Annotated in this window: 23 protein-coding genes; 15 read left to right on the forward strand and 8 right to left on the reverse strand. The window is 54.4% G+C overall.

Annotated features, from left to right (window positions below; genetic code table 11):
• The 7 genes from HOL66_16130 to HOL66_16160 form a co-directional block, all read left to right on the forward strand.
• Nucleotides 1-941: FAD-binding oxidoreductase (locus HOL66_16130; protein MBT5245763.1), on the forward strand; the 941-nt coding region annotated here is incomplete at its 5' end.
• Nucleotides 942-983: 42 nt separating this feature from the next.
• Nucleotides 984-1967, forward strand: coding sequence for a TRAP transporter substrate-binding protein (locus tag HOL66_16135; GenBank protein ID MBT5245764.1), 984 nt, complete (start codon nucleotides 984-986; stop codon nucleotides 1965-1967).
• Between the two features lie 70 nt (nucleotides 1968-2037).
• On the forward strand, nucleotides 2038-2574 hold the full coding sequence (locus tag HOL66_16140; protein ID MBT5245765.1) for a TRAP transporter small permease subunit: 537 nt from the start codon (nucleotides 2038-2040) through the stop codon (nucleotides 2572-2574).
• Nucleotides 2575-2579: 5 nt separating this feature from the next.
• Nucleotides 2580-3893: a TRAP transporter large permease subunit gene (locus HOL66_16145; GenBank protein MBT5245766.1), complete on the forward strand. Its 1314-nt coding sequence runs from the start codon at nucleotides 2580-2582 to the stop codon at nucleotides 3891-3893.
• 11 nt (nucleotides 3894-3904) lie between these two features.
• On the forward strand, nucleotides 3905-5017 hold the full coding sequence (locus tag HOL66_16150) for a cycloisomerase (GenBank protein MBT5245767.1): 1113 nt from the start codon (nucleotides 3905-3907) through the stop codon (nucleotides 5015-5017).
• A gap of 22 nt (nucleotides 5018-5039) precedes the next feature.
• Complete coding sequence (locus HOL66_16155; protein ID MBT5245768.1) at nucleotides 5040-5777, forward strand: sulfite exporter TauE/SafE family protein; 738 nt, start codon at nucleotides 5040-5042, stop codon at nucleotides 5775-5777.
• Nucleotides 5774-6739: a hypothetical protein gene (locus HOL66_16160; protein MBT5245769.1), complete on the forward strand. Its 966-nt coding sequence runs from the start codon at nucleotides 5774-5776 to the stop codon at nucleotides 6737-6739. The genes HOL66_16155 and HOL66_16160 overlap by 4 nt, the downstream gene beginning before the upstream one ends.
• On the opposite strand, the gene HOL66_16165 is transcribed toward HOL66_16160, so the two are convergent.
• Genes HOL66_16165 through HOL66_16175 form a run of 3 tightly spaced genes read right to left on the reverse strand, consistent with a single transcriptional unit; the run spans nucleotide 6697 to nucleotide 10892 of the window.
• Entirely contained in the window at nucleotides 6697-7446 is a 750-nt protein-coding gene (locus HOL66_16165; protein MBT5245770.1) for an MBL fold metallo-hydrolase, read from the reverse strand. The two genes, HOL66_16160 and HOL66_16165, sit on opposite strands and share 43 nt — an antisense overlap.
• Before the next feature lies 1 nt (nucleotide 7447).
• Nucleotides 7448-9529 carry an FAD-dependent oxidoreductase gene (locus HOL66_16170; GenBank protein ID MBT5245771.1) on the reverse strand — a complete coding sequence of 694 codons (2082 nt, stop codon included), beginning with the start codon at nucleotides 9527-9529 and terminating at the stop codon, nucleotides 7448-7450.
• Nucleotides 9498-10892, reverse strand: a complete 1395-nt coding sequence (locus HOL66_16175) for an aminotransferase (protein ID MBT5245772.1) — start codon at nucleotides 10890-10892, stop codon at nucleotides 9498-9500. Before HOL66_16175 ends, HOL66_16170 begins: the two co-directional genes overlap by 32 nt.
• 528 nt (nucleotides 10893-11420) lie before the next feature.
• Here HOL66_16175 and HOL66_16180 point away from each other — a divergent pair.
• From HOL66_16180 to HOL66_16210, 7 genes are all read left to right on the forward strand, one after another.
• On the forward strand, nucleotides 11421-12488 hold the full coding sequence (locus tag HOL66_16180; GenBank protein ID MBT5245773.1) for an extracellular solute-binding protein: 1068 nt from the start codon (nucleotides 11421-11423) through the stop codon (nucleotides 12486-12488).
• A gap of 87 nt (nucleotides 12489-12575) precedes the next feature.
• A complete protein-coding gene (locus HOL66_16185; protein MBT5245774.1) occupies nucleotides 12576-13715 on the forward strand; it encodes an ABC transporter ATP-binding protein in 1140 nt (379 codons plus the stop codon).
• Complete coding sequence (locus tag HOL66_16190; GenBank protein ID MBT5245775.1) at nucleotides 13712-14674, forward strand: ABC transporter permease subunit; 963 nt, start codon at nucleotides 13712-13714, stop codon at nucleotides 14672-14674. Before HOL66_16185 ends, HOL66_16190 begins: the two co-directional genes overlap by 4 nt.
• Before the next feature lie 4 nt (nucleotides 14675-14678).
• Entirely contained in the window at nucleotides 14679-15521 is an 843-nt protein-coding gene (locus HOL66_16195) for an ABC transporter permease subunit (protein MBT5245776.1), read from the forward strand.
• The gene (gene betI / locus HOL66_16200) at nucleotides 15518-16162 is read left to right on the forward strand and encodes a transcriptional regulator BetI (GenBank protein ID MBT5245777.1); all 645 of its coding nucleotides are present in this window, start codon (nucleotides 15518-15520) and stop codon (nucleotides 16160-16162) included. The genes HOL66_16195 and betI overlap by 4 nt, the downstream gene beginning before the upstream one ends.
• A 31-nt stretch (nucleotides 16163-16193) precedes the next feature.
• Nucleotides 16194-18266, forward strand: coding sequence for an FAD-dependent oxidoreductase (locus HOL66_16205; GenBank protein ID MBT5245778.1), 2073 nt, complete (start codon nucleotides 16194-16196; stop codon nucleotides 18264-18266).
• Between the two features lie 50 nt (nucleotides 18267-18316).
• Entirely contained in the window at nucleotides 18317-19702 is a 1386-nt protein-coding gene (locus HOL66_16210) for an L-serine ammonia-lyase (GenBank protein MBT5245779.1), read from the forward strand.
• Here HOL66_16210 and HOL66_16215 read toward each other — a convergent pair.
• Both HOL66_16215 and HOL66_16220 read right to left on the reverse strand, forming a co-directional pair.
• Complete coding sequence (locus HOL66_16215; GenBank protein ID MBT5245780.1) at nucleotides 19699-20025, reverse strand: YkgJ family cysteine cluster protein; 327 nt, start codon at nucleotides 20023-20025, stop codon at nucleotides 19699-19701. The two genes, HOL66_16210 and HOL66_16215, sit on opposite strands and share 4 nt — an antisense overlap.
• A 27-nt stretch (nucleotides 20026-20052) precedes the next feature.
• A complete protein-coding gene (locus tag HOL66_16220) occupies nucleotides 20053-20991 on the reverse strand; it encodes a homocysteine S-methyltransferase family protein (GenBank protein ID MBT5245781.1) in 939 nt (312 codons plus the stop codon).
• Between the two features lie 195 nt (nucleotides 20992-21186).
• Here HOL66_16220 and HOL66_16225 point away from each other — a divergent pair, with 195 nt between their 5' ends.
• Nucleotides 21187-21813 carry a TetR/AcrR family transcriptional regulator gene (locus tag HOL66_16225; GenBank protein ID MBT5245782.1) on the forward strand — a complete coding sequence of 209 codons (627 nt, stop codon included), beginning with the start codon at nucleotides 21187-21189 and terminating at the stop codon, nucleotides 21811-21813.
• On the opposite strand, the gene HOL66_16230 is transcribed toward HOL66_16225, so the two are convergent.
• The 3 genes from HOL66_16230 to HOL66_16240 form a co-directional block, all read right to left on the reverse strand.
• Nucleotides 21810-22109, reverse strand: coding sequence for a DUF1330 domain-containing protein (locus HOL66_16230; GenBank protein MBT5245783.1), 300 nt, complete (start codon nucleotides 22107-22109; stop codon nucleotides 21810-21812). The genes HOL66_16225 and HOL66_16230 overlap by 4 nt on opposite strands.
• Nucleotides 22110-22121: 12 nt before the next feature.
• A complete protein-coding gene (locus HOL66_16235; GenBank protein ID MBT5245784.1) occupies nucleotides 22122-22946 on the reverse strand; it encodes a hypothetical protein in 825 nt (274 codons plus the stop codon).
• A 338-nt stretch (nucleotides 22947-23284) separates the two neighbouring features.
• On the reverse strand, nucleotides 23285-23596 hold the full coding sequence (locus HOL66_16240; GenBank protein MBT5245785.1) for a hypothetical protein: 312 nt from the start codon (nucleotides 23594-23596) through the stop codon (nucleotides 23285-23287).
• Nucleotides 23597-23795: the final 199 nt, after the last annotated feature.

Raw genomic sequence — 23795 nt, forward strand, 5'->3', positions numbered from 1 at the left:
AAAGCGTTGAACATATTGCCAAGAATCTGGCCCCCTTATTGTTTGATAGTGTCGATGAACATTTTGCGCTGGCGAAGGGAACCGATGCGGCCCGGTGGCTACATGCCTGCGAATACATGTTCCTGTATAAAAACCGCAGTGCTTTTGAAGGTGATGCCTTGGCCTGGGGATTGCGTCGGGAACACGGCTTCAAGTGGGATATTCTTGAAGGCGAGGCGGTCCGCGCTTTCAGTCCCGACCTGTCACCGGATTACCAATATGCCGTTGTCATGCGCGATCATGGCAAGATCGTCCAGCCGGGAAATTATGTCCGTGATCTGGCAGCGGCGTTTGCCGCGGCTGGCGGCACAGTCTTGCGCGCCAGCATCAAGGATGTGGATACCGGTGGTGACGGGATTGTTCTGAAAACAGACGGCCAGGACATTGCCGTCGACAAGGTTGTTATCGCCGCCGGCGCCTGGTCCCATCAGTTGGCCAAAAAACTGGGTGCCACCGTGCCCCTGGAGTCAGAGCGCGGCTATCATGTTGAATTGTTGAATCCCAGCAAGCAACCGACGGTGCCGATCATGGATGTGGGCCGCAAAATGGTCGCAACACCCATGGATGGGTCCTTGCGACTTGCCGGAACTCTTGAATTTGGTGGCCTGGATGCGCCCGCCTCCAAAGGCCCGCCTGAATTGTTAATGCGCGGGGCCAGGGCGATGCTGCCCGGACTGGAATTTGAATCGAAGAAGACCTGGATGGGGCATCGCCCCGCACCGACCGACAGCCTGCCCGTTCTGGGCCCGGCACCGGGTAGCAAAAAGGTCTTTTTCGCCTACGGACATCATCATGTTGGTTTGACCGCCGGGCCTAAAACCGGCAGGATCATTGCTCAGCATGTGATGGGTCTTCAACATAACATCAATCTTGATGCTTATCGTTGTGACCGATTTAACTGACGACGAATAATACCAATTGTTGAAAACAGGGAGAGATAAGACATGCGAAATAAATTCTTAACAGCTATTGGCGCTGTTGGTGCGGTAGTCGCTTTGGGTAGCGGTGTCGCGCACGCCGAAAAATGGGATATGCCGATGGCCTATTCTGCAACCAACTTCCATTCCGCGACAGGCGCTGAATTTGCCAAATGCGTGACCATGGGAACCGGTGGTTCCATTGAAGTCGTCACACACCCTTCCGGCTCATTGTTCAAGGGCGGCGACATCAAACGCGCCATCCAGACCGGGCAGGCCCCGATTGGCGAGCGCTTGCTTTCTGGCCATCAGAATGAAAATGCCTTGTTCGGTTTTGACTCAATTCCATTCCTGGCTACGTCTTTCGATGATTCGGCAAAACTGTGGAAAGCCGCCAAGCCGACATTGACCAAACTTCTGGACAGCCAGAACCTGGTTCTGCTGTATGCCGTCCCATGGCCGCCGCAGGGCTTGTACTTCAAGAAGGAAGTCAACGCGGTCGCCGATATGAAGGGCATCAAGTTCCGTTCTTACAATACCGCGACGGCGCGTCTGGCTGAATTGACAGGCATGTTGCCGGTGACCATTGAAGCGGCGGAAATTTCACAAGCTTTTGCCACCGGCGTTGCTGAATCCATGGTTTCATCCGGCTCTACCGGTTACGACCGTAAAGTCTGGGAAAGCCTGACCCATTTCTACGAAGTTGATGCATGGCTTCCGCGCAACTACGTCATGGTCAACAAAGACGTTTGGGGGGGCACCTCCAAAGCCAACCAGAACGTCCTGCGTGGCTGTGCTTCACTGGCCGAATACACCGGACTGTATCGTTCTATCGAATACACCCAGTTCACCTTGAACGGCCTTAAAGCCGGTGGCATGACCGTTGGTCCTGCCGGTGACAAGCTGGTGTCCGACCTGAAAGAAATCGGCAAAACAATGACGACTGAATGGCTGGCGAAATCCGGCGCTGAAGGCAATGCGATTGTCGATGCTTTCAAAGCTATGAAATAAAGGCTTGTCGGGGGTCGCCTTGAAACAGGTGATCCCCGACGTTTTTTTATCTTAAAAACGGGGGTCAATCATGAAAGCCTTTGGGATATCCGTTCGCTCGATGCTGGATCGTCTCTATTTTGGTAGTGGTATTCTGGCTGCCCTGTTTCTTATTTCGATTTTATCTTTAATCGTTATTCAAATGCTGGCCCGCTGGACCGGCGAAGTGTTTTCAGGCGCCCCCGATTACGCCGGTTACTGTATGGCGGCTGCTTCTTTTTTCGCCTTTGCCCACGCCCTTAATCGTGGCGCCCATATTCGTGTCAGCATCCTGCTCAATGCCGTCGGCCCGAAAGTTCGCCGAGTGCTTGAAATCTGGTGCTTTTCCATTGCCACGGGGCTGGGTTGGTACTTTGTCTATTACGCGACGAAAGCGACTTACTGGTCCTGGAAGTTCGGCGATATCAGCCAGGGGCAGGACGCGACCCCGTTATGGATACCGCAATCGTCGATGGTTATTGGCAGCACGATTTTCGCCATTGCCCTGACCGATCATTTAATCCATGTCCTGATTTCCGGTGATCACCGCATCGAAGCCGATGTCGTTGAACAAAGTCATGGGGAGTAAGAACAATGGATGAATTTCAACTGATCGCGATTTTCCTTTTCATCCTGTTCCTTCTGCTGGGAACCGGCATCTGGGTCGGACTGGCCCTGCTCGGCGTTGCCTTTGTCGGCATGGAAATGTTCACAACACGGCCGGTCGGCGATACCATGATCACGACCATCTGGAGCGCCTCCTCCTCATGGACCCTGACGGCCCTGCCATTGTTTATCTGGATGGGGGAAATCCTGTACCGAACGCGATTATCCGAAGACATGTTCCGCGGCCTGTCGCCGTGGCTGGGCAAGTTGCCGGGCGGGCTTATTCACACCAACATTGTTGGTTGTACGATTTTTGCGGCAGTTTCCGGATCCTCCGCTGCGACCCTGACCACGGTCGGCAAGATGTCGATCCCGGAACTTCGCAAGCGCGAATATCCCGAACATATGATCATCGGCACCCTGACCGGGGCTGCGACTCTTGGTCTGATGATACCGCCTTCGCTGACGTTGATTGTCTACGGGGTGACCATTAACGAGTCGATTTCCAAACTGTTCATGGCCGGTATTCTGCCGGGCCTTGTTCTGGCGACCATGTTCATGGGTTACGTGGCGATTTATTCAAAGGTCTCGTCAAATTTCAAACCGATCCCCGAGCCAGACATGACGCTGTCTGAAAAAATCGCCAATTCAAAATTCCTGATTCCGGTGATCTGCCTGATTCTTGTCGTCATCGGCTCCATGTATATGGGCTACGCGACGGCGACAGAAGCTGCCGCCTTTGGTGTCCTGGGATCGTTGGCGCTGGCCGGTTCTCAAGGGTCGCTTTCGTGGAAAACTTTCACCGCAAGCCTGATGGGGGCGACCCGTACCTCGGCCATGATCGCGCTTATTCTGGCTGGCGCTTCCTTCCTGTCGCTGTCCATGGGCTTTACCGGATTGCCCCGGGCACTGGCTGAATGGATTGCGGTTCTTGAATTAAGCCGCTTTGAATTGCTGATGGTGCTGCTGGTGTTCTACATCGTTCTTGGTTGTTTCCTTGACGGCATTTCTTCCGTGGTGCTGACCATGGCCGTGGTCGAGCCGATGATCCGGGCTGCCGGGATCGATGTCATCTGGTTCGGTATCTTCATCGTCGTCGTCATCGAAATGGCGCAAATCACCCCGCCCATCGGCTTTAACCTGTTTGTCATGCAAGGGATGACAAAACACGAAATGGGCTACATCTCAAAAGCCGCCATCCCGATGTTCCTGATTATGGTGCTGATGGTGTTTGTGCTGATTTTTTTCCCTGAACTGGCGACGTATCTGCCCGATAACATGAAAAATATCAATTCGACTTAGAGGATTCCATCTTGACGCGATCTCACAAGATTAAGTCCGGTCGTGTCCATCTCGTCGACTTGCCGGTTGAGGAAATTCATTCCCACGGTAGCGGTGACATTGGTTCAGTTAAGTCTGTTATTCTTGAATTGATCACCGATACCGGCATTACCGGTTGGGGCGAAGCGTCGCCGTGGCCGGTCTTCACCGGCACCCCGGAAGCCAATGCCAGTGCCTTAAAGGACTATTTCATTCCGGCCATCATCGACCGTTCGCCCTTTGATGTGGAAGTCCTGATGGCTGAAGCCGAAAAGACCGTCGTTCACTGCCAGGAAGCCAAGGCGGCGCTTGAAACGGCGCTTCTCGATATTCAGGGAAAAGCGCTTGGCCTGCCCATTCACGATTTGCTGGGTGGGCGTCACCGGGACAAGGTTGGCTTAAGTTTTTCCATTGCCAATCCGAATTTCGATGAAGAGCGGGTCAAGGTCGAACGCCTGTTTGACGAGGGCGTGCGTATTTTCAAACTGAAGACCGGTTTCAATGGCCATGACTTTGATTTGATGCGGGTCCAGTGGCTGCGCGAGAAATATGACGATCAGGTCGATCTTCGCATTGATTACAATCAGGGAATGAACGCCCACGAGGCGCTGCCGCGACTGCGTGATTTTGAAAGTTTCGGGTTGTCTTTTATCGAGCAGCCGGTCCCCCGCGATAATCTTGAGGCGATGTCCCACTTCACCGATGTCCTGACGACCCCGGTGATGGCCGATGAGTCGGTCTTTACGCCGCGTGAAGCCTATGTCGGCGGGCAAATGAGAGTGGCCAATATCTACAGCCTTAAGATTATGAAAAGTGGTGGCTTGCGGCGCGCTCTTGAGGTCGCCTCCATCGCCCGGGCGGCGGGTATTGGCGTTTACGGCGGCTGCATGTTTGAAACCGGCGTTGCTCACGCGGCAGGGGCCCACCTGATGGCGGCATTGCCTGAGCTTGATCTGGGCTGCGAGTTCTATATGGCCACGTATTATTTATGCGAGGATATTCTGACCCAGCCTTTCCCGGTTAAGGATGGCCATGTCCACATTCCGACGGGGCCGGGCCTTGGTATTGATGTTGATCGCAGCAAGCTTGAAAAGTACGCCTCCTAAACCTCTGGTAAATGAAGTGCCCATGTTCCAAGCCTTTCCGGAAATTGCCCTTGGCGTATATGCGATGGCCTTCGCCGTCGTTTTTTTTGCCGCCATCGTCCAAAGCGCCATTGGCATGGGCTTTGGGCAGGTCGCAGGGCCGCTTCTGTTGTTGATCAATGCGGATTTTGTCCCTGTTCCGATCATCATGATGGGGATGCTTGTGGCGACCATGAACGCGATCAAAGGCCGCAAACAGGTTGTTGTTGGGGAACTGGGCTTTTCCCTGGCTGGCCGGACTATTGGCTCTGTCGCGGCCGCTTGGGTGATGGTGTTGATGGTCGATAAGGAAGCCTTCTCCTTGTTGTTTGCGGGACTTATATTGCTCGCCGTCGGCCTTAGCCTCGGCAAGTGGCAACTGTTTCCAAACCCCAAAACATTGTTAATTGCGGGAACCGCTTCGGGTTTTATGGGCACCATAACCTCGGTCGGGGCGCCACCCATGGGGATCGTTTATCAACACAGCCCCGGACCCATGGTGCGCGCCACCCTGAACGCCTTTTTCGCTTTTGGAACGCTCGCCTCGCTTTGCGCGCTTGGCTGGTTTGGTCTTTTGCGTCAGGATCATCTGATGTTCGCCATAGCCTTAACACCTGCCTTGCTGCTTGGAATCTGGATTTCAAAACACCTGACGTCCTTTGTCGACAGGCGGTTTCGTAAACTGGTTCTGGGTGTTTGCATTGTTTCCTCACTGGCGGTCATTTGGGATGCGCTGGCATGATGTTTTTGCTGCGAACGATGGGGCGTCACGCCTCCCGGGTGCTGGTTGCAGGGGTGGTTCTGGGCCTGATGTTACCGGGTCTTGGCAACATTATTGGCGTGATGCTTCCACTGCTGGTGGTGATGTTGCTGGCGGTGGCGATGATGCGTGTCGATGTTCCGCAGGTATTGCTGCATTTGCGCCGCCCCTTCAGATTGGCGGCGGTGCTTGTTTTCTTCATGGCCGTAACACCTTTAGTCGTTCACCTGCTGGCCGGGTATTTCAATTTGTCACCGGCCCTTCATATGGGGCTGGTTCTTCTGGTTTGTGCGCCACCGCTTTCGGCAAACGCCAGTATGGCGGCCTTTCTCGGGCTAGATGACGCGCTTGTCCTTAATGTTACGATTGTTGGAACCTTGCTCGTACCTTTGAGCGCCCCGCTGCTGGCCGCAACACTGTTTGAAACCGCCATCGATCTTGACGTCGCCTCGATGTTTATGCGGCTTGCCCTCGCCACTGGCTTGTCACTGGGTTCGGCCTATGTATTACGTCGCGCTTTCGGGCGTCAGCGCATTGAGAGAAATTTCGATGTTCTCGATGGCATCTCGTCGCTTCTGATGGTGATTTTCGCCATCGTCGTCATGAACGGCATTGCCGTGACGGGCACACACGGATGGCCGCAGGTCGTCAGCGTTCTTGGCCTTGTCTTGCTGGTAAACTGGGGGATGCACGGCCTGTCGGCTTTGGGTTTCCACCTCTTCTGTGATCTGCGAAAGGCGACGTTTACACCCCAGGACGGGGCGATTTCACTGATGATGGGCAATCGCAACATGGCGCTGATTATGGCCGTGCTGCCAGCCGAATTGGCGGGATCTCTGCTGCTGTTTTTCGCTTTGTATCAGGTGCCCATATACCTGACCCCGATACTGGCAAAGCCGCTTTACGGGCGCTTGCTGTCAGGGCCTTCCAGATCGGCCAGTTGACGGTCAATGACCTCAAGCATTTGGCTGTAATCCATTTTATCATAATGACCCGGATAGACACATTGCACAGGAAGTGCGCGCATCCGTCGCAAGCTGGTGCAGTAAGCGTCCGGGTCGGGGGGTGGCCAGGCGTCGCCGTGCCTGCCGTCATACAGCATGTCACTGGTGAACAGGCTACCGGTGGCGGCTTCCCATATGACCAGCCCGCCGGGGGTTCGGCCCGCCGTATGCATGACCTCAAGGCTTCGGTTCCCAAGCTCGAACCTGTCGCCGTCCTCGACAAGCCGGGAAGGTTGGGCACCCGTCAGAGCATAATTTTCCAGCAGGTAACCTTGGTAAGGCAAAGCCCACAACGTCTGGTCGTTCAAATATCGATGGACCTCCGCCTGTTCGGCGTCAGGGGATAAGAGTTCGGGGGCGTCGAGCCTGTGGCAGGCGCGATCTGAAAACCCGTGCCAGCCACCCGAATGGTCATAGTAGCAATTGAGCGCTACCGCCGTAACCGGCTTTGCCGCAACGGCTTCGATCAAAGGGGCCGAGGGCACCATCCCGCAGCCGGTATCAATAGCCAAGTCACGCTCGCTGCCGCGGACCAGCCAGATGTCGCCAACGGCAAAGGTATCAATATGGGATTCCCGAAAGCGCAGGATGTTGTCGGCGCAGGGCTCGATGGAATACCAGACTTCTGCGACCGCTTTGCCCGTCATCTTAGCCAGGCACGAAGCGGTCGCGATGGGGCGGTTGCAGCTCTGTTTCCTCAAGCTCGCGGGCGTAACGGTGACCGGCGTAGACGGCGGCTGCAATAATCGCCGGGGCGTCACAGTCACCAATGCGCTGCACTGTTTGCGGTGCGCCGCTGGCGCCGGTTTCTTTAAGCTCAAGCAGTTCATGATAGAGCCCATCATTGGGCAGTCGCGCCGTGACCATAACCAGGGCGTCCGTGGCGATCGATTTTTCCCGGTCGCTATAGACGCAACGGGTCATCGCTTCTCTGCCATTAAAAGCCTCAAGGCCATGGGCGGTGACAATGTCGACACCCAACTCCATCAACTTGCTCTGGGTGCGTGATTGCTCGACGGTGTATTCGCCCCAGGCCGAGACCTTGTTCTCGGGCGTTACCAGCGTCACGCTGATCCCGGCGCTGGCCAGTTTTTCGGCGATCACCCCGCCCATATAGTAGTGATCGTCATCAAAAAGCACGACCCGGCCTTCGGGCAGGCGGCCGTCCATGATGTCATCGGGGGTGAACACCTTCTTCTTCGGCCCTAATGTGGTCAGGGCTTTCAGGTGGTGGCGACCGAAACCGTCGGCCCGCCAGTGTGCCCCTGTGGCGATGACCACGTGTTCGGCCTCGAAGGCCAATACGTCTTCGGCGGTAAGCTCGCTTTCCCGGTAAATTTCAACATTTGGCATTTTCTCGATTTGTTGCAGGCGGTAATCGCGAACCCGTGCCCATTCATTTAAACCCGGCAGGGCGGACTCGCGGCTGACCCGGCCACCCAGGTCGCGGGTTGCTTCGGCGACGGCCACTTCGTAACCACGCAGGCCAAGGGCGCGGGCGGCTTCAAGTCCTGACGGCCCGGCCCCGACAACAAGAACCTTGGCATTGGATGCCTTACTTTGAATTTTTTCAGGGTGCCAGCCGCGTCGCCATTCCTCGGACATGGTCGGGTTCTGGGTGCAGCGGATGGGAACGCTCTGACCATCACCTGAATAACAAATGTTGCAGCCGATGCATTCGCGAATATCTTCAAAGCGGCCTTCGCGAATTTTTGTCGGGATGAACGGATCGGCAATGGACGGGCGGGCGGCGCCAATGAAATCGACAATGCCGCGCTTGACTTGGGACAGCATGGCGTCAGGCGAGGTGAAGCGACCGACGGTGACAACCGGTTTCGTGGTCACCGACTTGACGAAAGACATATAGTCCTCGAGCGCCCCTTCCTTGGCGAAGCGCGAATGGCCCATTTCGTAGCTGTAGTCGTTGATGTTGATGTCCCACAGGTCGGGCAGTTCGGCCATTATTTCAAGCATCTCGCGGCTTTCGCCAGTGATCGGTACACCGTCCTCGCCGGTGGTTTCATCGGCGGAAAAACGTACCGCCACGGCGCAGGTGTCGCCGACCGCTTCTTTTGTTTCCTCGATCAGTTCACGAACCAGACGGACCCGGTTTTCCAGTGAGCCGCCGTATTCATCGGTGCGGGTGTTGGTTTCCGGTGACAGGAAATGCGACAGCAGATAGCCATGGGTGGCGTAGACGTAGACGACATCGAACCCGGCCTCCCTGGCGCGCAGGGCGGCCTGGCGGTGCCAAAGCCTGAGGTCGCGGATATCGGATTTGTCCATGGCCCGGGTCTGGTAGGGATTGCCGGCCAGATTGGGCATACTGGAAACATCCATGGAAACTTCACGGGAGAAAAGGTTGCTCGCCCGGCTGCCGCCATACCACAGTTCGGCCCCGGCCAATGCGCCATACTCGTGGACCTGCTCGGTCATCAGCGCGTGGGCCTTGATGTCGCCGTCGTCCCAAAGCGAGGCGTAAGGGAAGGGCAGGTCGTCGGACGTGGGGTGGATCGAGCAATATTCCGTATTGATCACGCCCCAACCGCCTTCTGCCTTGGTGGCCCGCAGTCCGGCCAGCATTTGCGGTCGCAACCAGCCCAGGCCGGTGCAATGGGGAACCTGATAGAAACGGTTCGGCGCTGTTACCGGGCCGATTTTGACGGGCTCGAATAACAGATCGTAGCGTTTGTCCTGCTCAGCCATTCCAGATGCCCTCCTTGCGGACATCATCCATGGCCATTTCAATACCCTTGCGCAGGATGCCGACCAGTTCATCAATCTGCTCAGGCGTGATGGTCAAGGGCGGCGACATTACGCACATGTTAATCATTGGCCGTACCATCAGCCCTAAGGACTGGCAGTGTTTGTCGATGCGATTGCCGATCTCGTAATCCATGACAAGCGGGTCTTTATGATCCTTACTGATGACGCATTCGACGCAGCCCATCAGGCCCATCCCCCGAACGTCGCCGACTATCGGGATGTCGAGCAGTTCAGCCAGGCGTTCCTGAAAATAGGGGCCAACCGTGCGGACGTTTTCGAACAGCTTTTCACGTTCCATGATTTCGATGTTCTTAAGGGCCGCGGCGCAGGCCACCGGATGGCCGGAATATGTGAAGCCGCTGGAGAAAACGGCGTCGCTGAATTCCTCGCTGCTGACCTGTGAGAGAACCCGCTCGTTTATCAGCACGGCGCCCAAAGGCTGGTAGCCCGATGTCAAACCCTTGGCCGAGGTGATGATGTCAGCATCGACATTGAATACGTCCTTGCTGGCGAAAAAATGCCCCAGCCGACCGAAGCCTGTGACCACTTCATCAGAGATGTAAAGAACATCGTGCTGGCGACAAACGCTTGCGCATTTGGCGTGATAGCCTTCTGGGGGCATGATCACGCCGCCGGAAGCCAGAATCGGTTCGGCGATGAAGGCGGCGACTTTATCCGCGCCGAGCTCAAGAATTTTATCTTCCAGGTCCCTGACCTTAGCCTCACAAAAATCTTCGACGCTCATGCCTTCGGGACGCCGGTAGGTGTTGGGGGAGGGCAGCAGATGGACGAAATTTTCCTCGAAATCCATATAGCTTTTGTCGCGTTCCTTACCCGAACACGAAGACGCGAGGAAGGTGCTGCCGTGATAGGCGTCATGACGGGAAATGATGTGCTTTTTTTGCGGTCGCCCCAGAACATTATTGAAAAACATGGTGAAGCGAAGGGCTGAATCGACCGCGGTCGAACCGCCGGTTGTGAAAAACACGTGGTTGAATCCATCCGGCGCGATGCTGACGATTTTATCGGCCAGTTCGGCCGCAGGAGCATTGGTCAGGCTCCACGGGCTGTAATAGGTCATGCGCCGGGCCTGTTCGGCAATCGCTTCGGCGATTTCGGCGCGACCATGGCCGACATTGACGCACCACATGCCGGCGGGGCCGTCAATCAAGCGGTTGCCGTCAGAATCATAAACGTAAATCCCGTCACCGCCGGTGATCACCGTGCGTTGCTGCTTGCCGGTCTTGGCAAGCTCTTCCCAAGGATGAATCCATTTATTGTCCTTGGCCTGCAAGTCTTTGGTATCGAAAGGAATATTGGGGATCATTTTTTGCTGCTTCTTCCCTGTGTTTGCCTATTGGTTCGGTTTTTATTAATCAGTCACGCTAAAATATTGATTGAACAGTCAATCAGGAATATTTATTAAGTCACTATAAGAACCAGTCAAATTGGAATCAATTGCATTTCATAAAATTCATATTAAACAAAGCATGGGTGCGTAATTGCTCATGCCTGAAGAAAATCTGTGATGATATTTTGACTGACCAGTCAGAAAAATTTTCTTGATAACCGGCTCTAATTGACTGATCATTAAGATGATAATAAATCGTAACGAGAATTCTTACGCCCCGTCAACAGGGTGCGTCCACAATAAACGACAATATCCAACAGGGAGAAATTCATGAAAAATATTATGATAGGTATCGTTGCATTGGTTGTCGGCGTCGCCGTCGGCTTTATGATGAACGATCAAGGTAAACGGGTGGCAAGTCTTGAAAGCGAGATTGCCGCACTGAATTCCCAGCTATCGGAAGCGCAAGCCGCACAAAAAGCCGAACAGGAAGCCGCACAGGCAATGGCTGAAGCCGCAGCGGCAATGGCTAAGGCGAAGTCGATGCCGCTGAAAGTCACCAACTGGGCAGAGTATATAGACGAAGAGAATCTTAAGAAATTTGAAGCCGAGTACGGTATCAAGGTTATTTATGATACCTACGAATCAGCCGAAGCGATTGATGCGAAACTGCTGGCGGGTGATACCGGCTATGATGTGATTTTACATGCTGCGGGTGATATGGCGCGCCTGATCAAAGCAGGCGGTATTTTGCAACCCCTGGATAAATCGAAAATTGATAACCTCAAGCATCTTGATCCGGCACTGATGTCCCAGATGGCATCGGATTGGGATCCGGGCAACAAATACTTCGTGCCGTTCATGTGGGGCACCCACGGGGTGACCTATAACAAGGAACTGGTGCTTGAGACCTATCCGGGTGCGCCAATCGGTTCCATGGATCTGATTTTTGATCCCGCCCATATCGAGAAAGTCGCGAAGTGCGGTGTCTCCATGCTTGATTCGCCAGGCGACGTTATTCCCATGGCTCTTGCCTCTATTGGCCTTGACCCCAACTCGACCAATCCGGACGATTACAAAAAAGTTGGCGAAATGCTTGCTAAAATCCGTCCCTTCATCAAGACGTTCGACAACTACGCCTACCAGAAGATGCCGCAGAAAGAGTTCTGTATTGCGGTGACGTGGGGCCCCGATGGCCTGCTCGCCATGTCCGGCGCCGCCGAAGCCAACACCGGCGTGGTGCTTGATTTCTTCCTGCCTGAAGGCCAGAACAAGGCGCAGCTGTGGATCGATGGCTGGATCATTCCGGCGGACGCAAAAAATGTTATCGGGGCACACCTGTTCCTCGATTTCTTCTCGCGTCCTGAAGTCGGAGCCGCCGATAGCAACTTCACCTGGTATGCGACGGCGAACAAGACGGGCAAGTCCATGGTCGATGAAGAAGTGACCTCCAGCCCGGCCGCGTTCCCGACCTCTGAACAGGTCGCGAAGATGTACACCACGATGGTGTTGCCACCGAAGATCGAGCGTCTTCAAACACGCACGTGGACCGACTTCAAAGCCGGCAACTAGACGATACGGGCATTTGACGGCGGCATTCCTGAACAGGGGTGCCGCCGTCGCTGCTTTTTTGACGGTTTCAAATGTATGAGGACCACCATGACCGGTGAACCGGAAGTCAGTGATACCCCTTGGCTCGAACAGGATGTTGAGCCGTTTATCAAAATCAGGGGTGTTACCAAGAAATTTGGCGAATTTACTGCCGTCGACAATGTTGATCTCGACATCTTTCAGGGCGAACTGTTTTGCCTGTTGGGGGGGTCGGGCTGCGGCAAGAGCACCCTGCTCAGAATGCTTTCAGGCTTTGAAACACCGACGTCCGGCACCATCACCATTGATGGAATGGACATGTCCAACGTGCCGCCCTATGAGCGCCCGACAAACATGATGTTCCAAAGCTATGCGCTTTTCCCCCATATGACGGTTGAAAATAACGTCGCGTTCGGCTTGAAGCAGGACAAAATACCTGCTGACGAAATCACCGGGCGGGTCGATGACATTCTCAAACTTGTCGAATTGCAGGATTACAAAAAACGAAAACCCCAACAGCTTTCAGGGGGGCAGAAACAGCGTGTGGCCCTCGCCCGGGCCCTGGTCAAGCAACCTAAACTGCTGCTTCTTGACGAACCGCTGGCGACGCTTGACAAGAAGCTGCGCGAGCAGACCCAGTTTGAATTGATGAATATTCAGGAACAAGTGGGCATCACCTTCGTCGTCGTCACCCACGATCAGGAAGAAGCGATGACCCTTTCGACCCGCATAGCGGTGATGAATGACGGTGAATTCATGCAGATTGGTACGCCGACTGAAATTTACGAATTTCCGGAAACCCGCTTCGTCGCTGATTTCATCGGTTCGGCAAATATGCTCGAGGGCAGGATTGTCGAGGACGGACCGGATCATGTCCGGGTCAAGACCGATGTTGGCGAGGTCTATATCGATCATGGTCAGTCGATTAGCGAAGGCAGCCGCGTCTGGGTAGCCATCCGGCCTGAAAAAATTCATCTCAGCAAAGAACTCGCAGTTGAACCGGGTCCCAATCAGGCGACAGGCATGGTCGATGATATTGGTTATCTGGGAAACACCTCGATTTACAAGGTCAGGCTGGAAAATGATCAGGTTATCGATGTTACCGCGCCCAATCAGGTCCGGCCCAAGAGCAGGTCACACAGCATAACCTGGGAAGAAAAAGTCTATCTTCACTGGCAGGCTTCAAGCGCGGTCTTGCTAAGAAAATGAACGAAACCCCGATCATTGCCGTTGTCGATCCTGCGCCTTCGCCTTTAAGGGCGTTGTCGCAGATGGCGCGGCGTATGCAAGCGGGTTGGCGATCTATCGTCGTTTTCATCCCTTACGTCTGGTTGCTGGTTTTCTTCCTGCTGCCGTTTTTCATCGTCGCCAAGATCAGTCTTGCCGAACTTGCCGTCGCCAGCCCACCGTTTACAGACATGATTGAATGGGCCGAAGACGGGGCCATGACCATTCGTATCGCCTTCGGCAACTTTTCATATATTTTAGAAGATGACCTGTATGCGAGGACCTACATCAATTCCGTGAAGATTTCCTCGATCTCGACCATTCTTTGCCTTTTCATTGGTTACCCGATTGCCTACGGCATCATTCGATCGGGCCCGGTGGCCAGAAAACTGCTGTTGTTTGCGATCATTCTGCCATTCTGGACGTCGTTCCTGCTGCGCGTTTATGCCTGGATGGGCTTGTTGGCGGACCGCGGGACGATCAACAATATCCTGATCTGGATGGGAATGATTGATGAACCGATCAGGATGATGTACTCGGAATTCGCGGTCTATATCGGCATTGTCTATACCTATCTGCCGTTCATGATCCTGCCCCTATACGCCAATATGGAGAAACTGGACGCCACCCTGAACGAAGTTGCCGCCGATCTGGGTTCGCGGCCAATGAACACGTTCTTCAAAATTACCTTGCCGCTGACAACACCGGGCATCGTCGCCGGTTCGCTTCTGGTTTTCATCCCGGCAACCGGTGAGTATGTGATTCCCGATTTGCTCGGCGGCGGTAATGTGCTGATGATCGGGCGTCTGCTTTACAACGAATTTTCCCGTAATGTCGATTGGCCGATCGCTTCTGCCGTCGCCATCATGTTGCTCTTCCTTCTGGTGTTACCGATGACCATCTATCAGTACTACCAGGGCAAAGCCATGGAGGAACAGTAACGCCATGTACGGTAAACGTTCAGGCTTCCTGACCTTCATGCTTGCCGCGGGCATGGCCTTTATCTATGTGCCGATGATCCTGCTGGTGATCTATTCGTTCAACTATTCAAAGCTGGTGCCGGTGTGGGGTGGCTGGTCGGTGCGCTGGTACGGGGTTTTGTTCGAATCCGAAGATGTCTGGAATGCCGTCGTTTTGAGCCTCAAAATCGCCGTTGTCAACGCCACCTTCGCGACGCTACTGGGAACCCTGGCCGGTCTCGCCATGGTGCGCTTTGGCCGCTTTAAGGGGCGCACCCTGTTCGGCGGTATGCTGGTCGCCCCGCTGGTCATGCCGGAGGTGATTACCGGGCTGTCGCTGCTGGTGTTATTCATAACGCTTAAACAACTGATCGGCTGGCCCACAGAGCGCGGATTTACCACCATTACCATCGCCCATATCACATTTTCACTGGCCTATGTCGCCGTCATTATCCAGTCCCGATTGTCGGGCATGGGTGAAACACTTGAAGAAGCCGCCCTTGATCTTGGCGCCAAGCCATTTCGCGTGTTGACCGATATAACCATGCCGCGCCTGGCCCCGGGTATGCTGGCCGGATGGCTGCTGGCCTTCACGTTATCCCTTGATGATCTGGTGATCGCCAGTTTCGTCACCGGTCCCGGTGCCAACACGCTGCCAATTTTGATCTTTTCGCGCATCCGGCTTGGCTTGCGCCCGGACATCAATGCCCTGGCGACGATTATCATTCTCGTCGTCGCCGTCGGGGTGGCCCTTGCAGCACTGATTATGTTCCGTCAGGAAAGACAGCAGCAGCGCGATATGCAAATTGTCGATCGGGAAATGCCATGAACCAGATTGCCAAAAAAAAGCCCGTAAATGGTCGGACCGCGACAAGGGAAGCGCGCCGCCAGCAATTGATCAATGCGACGATTGATTCTATTTCCAAGCGCGGATTTTCCGGCACCACCCTGGCGACGGTAACAAAAAGCGCCAAGCTGTCCCATGGCACTGTCAATTTTCATTTTGACAACAAAGAAGATCTTTACGGCCAGACACTGGGGTATCTGGCTCGTGAACACTACGATCACTGGTCATCAGCGATGACTGCGGCAGGGCCTAAACCCGCAGCCCAACTTGCCGCGATCATTGAAGTGGATTTTAAAAGCAGCATCTGTTCGACCAAAAAACTGGCCGTCTGGTTCGCCTTCTGGGGACAGGCCAAGCACCGGCCTACTTATCTGAAGATTCATAACACCTACGATGATCAACGCCGTGCTGAACTGGAACGCCTGTGCAAGGAACTGGCCCGTGAGCGCGACTATGCTCAAATCGATCCGACGGAAACAACACAAAACATCGAGGCGATGATTGACGGCCTGTGGTTGCAGCTTTTGTTGCATCCCCAAAAGCATCAACGAACGAAAGCCCGCAACAACTGTTTTAATTATCTGGCCCAGCTGTTTCCGAAACACTTCTCGCGCTGCGACTGATTTAACTGTTAGCGAAGCAGAGTACCTATAAATGACCCGCGATCCCCGTTACGACATCCTGTTTGAACCCGTGAAAATCGGCCCGGTCACGGCGAAGAACCGTTTTTATCAGGTGCCTCACTGCAACGGCATGGGCTTCAACCTGCCGCAGAGCCACGCCAAAATGCGTGAAATGAAGGCAGAGGGCGGTTGGGCGGTTATCAATACTGAAGAATGTATGATCCATCCCTCCTCGGACTATTCGCCAGATCCCCAGGCCCGCCTGTGGGATGGCTATGATGTGAAATGTCTGGGTCTTATGACCGACGCCATTCACCGGCACGGGGCGTTGGCCGGTGTCCAGTTGGCCCATCACGGGGTCAGTAGCCAAAATCTGTACTCGCGCCTCAAACCCATCGGACCATCATCCCAGACCGGTCTTATCGGGGTTCCGACCCAGACCCGGGGTATGGATAAATCCGATATCAGGGAATTCCGTCGCTGGCACCGAAATGCGGCGCTCAGGGCCAGGGAAGCCGAAGCCGATATTGTCTACGTCTATGCCGGTCACGATTTCACGCTGCTCATGCATTTCCTGCAAAAGCGCCGCAACCACCGCACCGATGAGTATGGCGGCAGCCTGGAAAACCGGGTCCGGCTGTTTCGCGAGGTTCTTGAGGACACCAAGGAGGCCGTCGGGGATCGCTGCGCTGTCGTCGTTCGCCTTGCCGTTGATGAACTTTTGGGCGAAGGCGGCATCACCAGTCAGGGTGAAGGCCGTGAAATTATCGAAATGCTGGCCGAGATTCCCGACCTTTGGGATGTCAATGTTTCGGATTGGGCCAATGATTCGCTGACCTCGCGCTTTGGCGAGGAAGGCAGTCAGGAATCCTACATCTCTTTCGTCAAATCCGTGACCACGAAACCGGTCGTCGGTGTTGGCTGGTTCACCTCCCCGGACACCATGGCCAGCCAGGTCAAACGCGGCGTACTGGATATGATTGGCGCGGCGCGGCCATCCATCGCCGATCCGTTTTTGCCCCGCAAAATAGAAGAGGGCAGGGCCGATGAAATTCGCGAATGTATCGGCTGCAATATCTGTGTCGCCGGTCAGCATACCTTTACGCCCATGCGCTGTACCCAGAACCCGACCATGGGAGAGGAATGGCGACGCGGCTGGCACCCGGAGAACATCGATGCGAAGGGTTCGGAGCATAGTGTTCTGATCGTCGGGGCCGGACCGTCAGGACTTGAGGCAGCGCGTGCCCTTGGTCAGCGCGGATATCAGGTGGCGCTGGCCGAAGCGACAACCGAACTTGGCGGCAGGGTGTCATGGGAAAGCAGCCTGCCGGGTCTTAGCGCCTGGGCCCGCGTTCGCGACTGGCGGACCGGTCGCCTTCAGGAAATGGCCAATGTGGATGTCTACTTTGATAGCGAGCTAAGCCCGGAAAATATCCTTGAGTTCGGTTTTGATCACGTCATCATCGCCACCGGCGCACGCTGGCGTAAAGATGGCGTCGGTAGCAGCAATGACGCGCCGGTCACCGGCAGCGACAGCAGCATTGTCTTCACACCGGAGGATATCGTTGCCGGTGCCGATGTTTCAGGTCCGGTCGTCGTTTTTGATGATGATAATTTTTACATGGGCGGGGTGGTCGCCGAGAAATTGTGCCTGGATGGTCACCAGGTCACTTATGTGACCACCGCGGCGTGCGTTTCCTCGTGGACGGAGAACACCTTGGAACAACACCGTATTCAGGCGCGACTGCTCGAATTGGATATCGACATTATCGTCAGCCACAACCTGAAGGCAATTGCAGAAGGCCAGGTTGAACTGGCCTGTATCTATTCTTCGCGCAGCCGCACCCTTGCTGCTGGCGGTGTTGTCATGGTCACCTCACGTAAACCCAACAACGAGCTTTATCTGGCCTTGCACGATGATGCGGATAAACTGCAAGCTGCCGATATTAAATCTGTTCAGGCAATTGGCGATTGCGATGCCCCGGCGACCATCGCCATCGCGGTCTATGATGGCCACCGGGCGGCCCGCGAGATGGATAATCCCCCGGCCAATCCGGACATGCCGTTTCGTCGTGAATATATTGAACTGGACGACGCAGTGTAGCATTCTGGCGAACCATTAGGTTTTGGTTCCTCTTGTGCTGGGCTTGGGCGATGTTTCTAAGTGTTTTTGAAATCTTTAAAGTCGGTATCGGGCCTTCATCCTCCCATACCATGGGGCCGATGACGGCGGCGACGCGGTTTCTTGAAGCCTTGAGTGGCCGGGAAGACAATTCATCTGCAGCAGGTATCAAGGTCACCCTGCATGGCTCGCTGGCCTTTACCGGAAAGGGTCATGCGACAGACCGGGCGGTGGCCCTTGGCTTGCTCGGCTATACACCGGACAACATTGACTATAAAAAAGCCGAACAGGATTTAAGCGCGCTAAACGCCAGCCATACGCTGCATCCCGAGGATTTGCCACAGCTGCACTTTAATCCGGACGAGCACATCGTCTTCGATTATGGCCCGGCGCTGCCCGGTCATCCCAATGGTTTGCTGTTTGAGACTTTGGGGCCGGATGGGACGCCTGATTTTTCTGAAACCTACTATTCCATCGGCGGCGGCTTTGTTGTTACTGCCGCCGAACATGAGGCGCCGCCAATCCTGACTGTTGAACAGGAAAAAATCTGGCCCTATCCATTCGATACGGCGGCCTCCATGATTGAGATGGCCCGCAAAAGCGGCAGCAGCATTGCAGAAATGAAACGCGCCAACGAACGTGTCGTCAGATCGCCTGAAGACCTCGACGCCGGTCTGTCCCGCATATGGGAGACGATGAACGACTGTATCGGCCAGGGACTTGCCCATGAAGGCGAATTGCCCGGCTCCCTCCGTGTGAAACGCCGGGCCAAGAAAATCTTTGATCAGCTAAACGCCGCCCACGAATTAAACAGCCGCCAGCCCCATGAAGTTTTTGACTGGCTCAACGTTTACGCCATGGCGGTTAACGAAGAAAACGCGGCAGGGGGCGTTGTTGTCACCGCCCCGACGAACGGCGCTGCCGGTGTTATCCCGGCTGTCATTCGCTATTATCTTGATCACTGCATCGATCCGGAACCTGACAATATTCCCGAATTTTTACTGACCGCCGCCGCAATCGGCGGCCTGATCAAGCACAACGCCTCGATCTCTGGTGCTGAAACCGGCTGCCAGGGCGAGGTCGGTTCGGCATCGGCGATGGCTGCTGCAGGTTTGTGCGCGGTTTTGGGGGGCTCGCCCGAAAAGGTCGAAAACGCCGCCGAAATTGCCCTTGAACACCATCTGGGAATGACCTGCGACCCGGTTGCCGGGTTGGTTCAGGTGCCGTGCATTGAGCGAAACGGCATGGGGGCGACGAAGGCCGTCGCCGCGGCCTCGCTTGCCCTGCGCGGTGACGGCAGCCATTTTATGCCACTGGATAATTGCATCGAGGCGATGCGCCAGATTGGCGCTGAAATGAGCGAGAATTTCAGGGAAACCAGTCTTGGCGGCCTGGCTGTCAATGTTCCTGAGTGCTAAACACCCGGACAATCAGTAAAACGGGCGTGTTCGACTGATGTCGGGTAACGGCGGCAGACCTGCGGCCGCCATGGGTAGATGCGGCAGTAGTATTGATCCCGGCCGGGGTATTTTTTGATCCACACACAACGTGTTGTTTTCGCCTCGCCTTCAACGTTTCGGCCCATCTCACCAATGGTGCCGTTGAGGCGGACAAATTCCAGAATATGCGGCGCCTGATCTTGCCACAGGGCTATATCGTCTTCTGTGACCTGCAGCCGCGCTGCCCCTTCCAGGCAACACGTACCGCAACTGGTGCACCGAAATCCCGGAATATCGTCCATAACCAAAAGCATACACCCTTAGTGTAGTTATTTGCAGTGGCTAACGATCTGGTCGATATGACGCGGATCGGTCCCGCAACAGCCACCAAGAACGTTGATGTGTTTTTGACGTCTCCGGATATCCCTGAATTGTTCGGCCAGTTCGACCGGGTTTCCATCATCCAGTTCCACAGATTCATCCAGTTCAGCGTGACTCTTACATGATGCGTTGGCGCTAATGCCGCGGATCCGCAGCAGCCAGTCTTCATCAGAATCCAGCAAGTGCTGGAAATGGGTCGGATGGGCGCAATTGATCATGTAGTAAACTGGCGCATTATCGGTTGCGGCGTCGACTTCGGCAATCGCCTCCTTCAGGGATTGGCCTGTCGGAAGCACTCCATCTGTTTCGACGGTGAATGAAATCATCACCGGCATGTCTTCGGCCATAGCGGCGCGGGTCACGCCAATGGCTTCACCGGTGTTGGTCATGGTCATGGCGCCAATCAGGTCGGCACCGGCCCGGCACAAGGCGGCGATTTGTGGTGCGTGATACTGCTGTGCCTGATCGGCGTCCATGAGTTCGCCAGCCACGTAACCGTCACCACGCGGCCCCAGTCCACCGCTGATGACGACGGGGGTCGCCTCGTTTTGATAGTCCTTGCGGACCTCCATCAGCAGGGAGACGGCTTCCTCGTTTACCGCGCCAAGGGCCGCTTTGGAATAACCCATCTTGTCGCCCCAGTCCGAATTGGCGCGCCAGGTCGGGGTTTCAAGAACACAACCGACGCCATGGTCGCGGGCGATGGCGGCGTAACTTGAGAATTGCTTGCGCAGGGCTTCCTTACCGTCAATCTCACGCAGCAAATCGAAAGTAGCAAAATTAGGCAAATCAATGCCTTCGTGAAATATCAGCGCGGTTTCAATGCTACCGTCGGTGAGGAACAATCCTCCATCAAGTTGCGGCAGGCTGTTTCTGAACTCAGTCATCGTTTTTTTCCTTTAAGGTTAAGTGATCCGGAAAATGAACGTTTGAGCCTGTAAAAAATAGAGAACCCATGGTACAGGGCGGGGTATTTTTAAAAAAAACAATTAATTCAATCCAGTAGAGGCTTTTTTCGGGTGCGTAAGCAACCATGAAATTGAGGCTTTTCTGGCCTAGGTGTACTTGTGGTACAGTAACCAATGGCTGAATTACAAAGACGCAAGGGGTCGGAAACCCGAAACCAGATTCTATCGTTCGCTGAAACGGCGGTGCTTGAGAAGGGCTTCGCCGGAACCTCCATCGACGAACTGATCGCCGCTGTCGGTATTACCAAAAGCGGCTTCTTCTATCATTTCAAAGACAAGAACGCCTTGGCCAAAGCGCTTTTGCAGCATTACCTTGACCGGGAAGAGGCGATCTTCGACGAGTTGTTCGAGCGGGCCGATGACTTGAACGACGACCCTTTGCACGGGTTTCTTGTCTTCCTGAAATTGTTTGCCGAAGTACTGGCTGACCTGCCTGAAACACATCCGGGCTGTCTGGTTTCAGCCTTTTGTTATCAGGACCAGTTGTTCAATCGTGAAATTCGTGAACTGAATGCCGCCGGTGTCTTGCGCTGGCGAGAACGGTTTAATGATCGTCTGGAACTGATTGCCCGGCACTATCCGCCAAAAATGGAAATCGAAATGTCCGAACTGGCCGATATGGTTTCCGGCATTGTCGAAGGGGGCATCGTTATTTCAAGGTCTGTTCGCGACAAGGATGTGCTACCCCAGCAGGTCCTGCTTCTGCGGCGCTTTGTTCGCAGGGTCTTTTTAGATAGTTAAGCCTCAACCCCCTCAATGCCGACCAGAACCATGTCGCTGACCGGCAGGCGTATGGCGCGTACTTCCTGGTAAGCAGGGTCATTGTAAAAGCGTTCGCATGAGGCTTTGTCGGGGAAGCGGATCAGAACCATCCTGCGGGGGCTGAAGTAATCGCCTTCCAGGACCTTGAAGTCACCGCCCCGAACCAGATATTGCCCGCCATAACTTTCAACAAGCGGTTTGGCCTGCTCCATGTATTTTTTGTACGCGTCCATATCATCGATGCTGACATCGGCGATCAGGTAATAGGGGGTCATTTGATTTATCCTTTAATCAGCATAATGGCAGGTGCCGCCGGTTAGTGTTTCATCGCTGCTTTTCAGGGTCACCCACAAGCTCCAACCTTGTTCGAGTATGCTTTCTACACCCGAACCGGCAGGCGGGCAAACCTGGTTGAGGACGGCAACCCGGGCGATGCGTTTCATGGCGTGGATGGCGGCAATGTGATCGGGGTCGGTTATCAGGATTTCGATGCCGATCTGCGAGGTCTTGGTTTGTTTGACCGCCGTCAGCACCCATGTATCCTGGGGTAAGTGGTTGTAGACGTAGTTATCGATCCAGCCGATGTGCTCGTTGACATTGCCACCGGCGACTTGTTCTTTTGGTGATCCCAGATAAATTCCCAGTGGTACCAGCACCCCCAGCGCAACAACCAGTATCGACACCAACGTGTTGTTGCGGTGGATGAAGTCGCCAACCGCGCTGCCCCGCCGATTGACTTTCTTTTTCGGGTTGCCCTTTTTCTTTTTCGCCGCCTTTTTCTGGACGTAGGCGGCGGCTTTTTTGATGCGGTCGTCTTTGACTTTCCTGAGCATTTGCTGGACGCCGCTCTTCATGGTCGCCAGGCGTTCGCCGTCGGCATCTTCGGGGATCAGTTTATTAAGATAAACCATCACCTTGCTGATGATCTTGGTGTCAGGTTTACGTGTGAAAATTGCCTGGATGATGTTTACGGCGCGTTCTTTGAGTTGCTCAGGCGAGGTCGATGTCAGAACAAGCGCGATCAGTCCTGCTTCTTCATCTTCAAACAGGGTCTCCCAGTCTGTCGTGCCATCGTCAGTTTTAGGCCAATCACTTTTCTCAGGTATCGGCATGCCCCAACCTTTCATCGGTCAGGGTCAGTATAAACCATCAAACGGGCTGGTTCTAGCTGAACGCAAAATGAACCGGGCCTGAAGCCAATATGAATGGACGCTTCAGGATTAATTCAGCGGCCTTTTGACAATATGGTCCTCATCGAACGCAGATATTTTTAAGGCGCTCGGTATCAGAATTGAAAATAAAATTCAGGAATGGTTAGGCCGTAAAATGTTTTCAGTCGAAGTCGTCTATTTAAGCAGTTACGCTGTTGTACTGGGAAGCAGTGCACTGACGATCATCATTGCCAAACGTGCAGAAAAGGCAAAATACAAGATCAATCGCACCTAGGCTGTTAATAGTCTTCCCAGCTTTCCATCTTTTTGCTCTTTTTGCCATCCTGGACAACGTCGTCGAACATACCCTTACTTGAAGCTTTCCCTTCTTTCATGGCGTACATATCACTGTCTTCCCACTCACCGCCATCACCGCCATGATCCACATAGGCGTCCTGCTTGAAGAATTTTTCCTTCTCGGCCTTCTTTTTTGACTTCCCTTTTCCGGCTTTGTCTTTCTTGCCGAAACCCATCAATCGCAAAACCAGACCGACAAGCAAAACAAGGGCAACGACAAAGCCAAGTTTCAAAAGGCCCGCATATTCTTCCATTTATTCCTCCAAGGAATCCGGCCCAGGTTTTGGACAGGGAAAACAACAATTAAAAAAGGGCTCTTCGACGTTGGAAGTGGAATTCAAGAAGTCATGTAGGGCGTAATCAGCTATCCTCTGTCATCATTTGCGACATCGGAGGGACAGGCAATGGATGCTCAGGATGTATTGGCTCTTGGCCTCGGGGTTACGCCACCAT

This window comes from Rhodospirillaceae bacterium (assembly GCA_018662005.1).
In the GTDB taxonomy this organism is placed as follows: Bacteria; Pseudomonadota; Alphaproteobacteria; order Rhodospirillales; family JABHCV01; genus JACNJU01.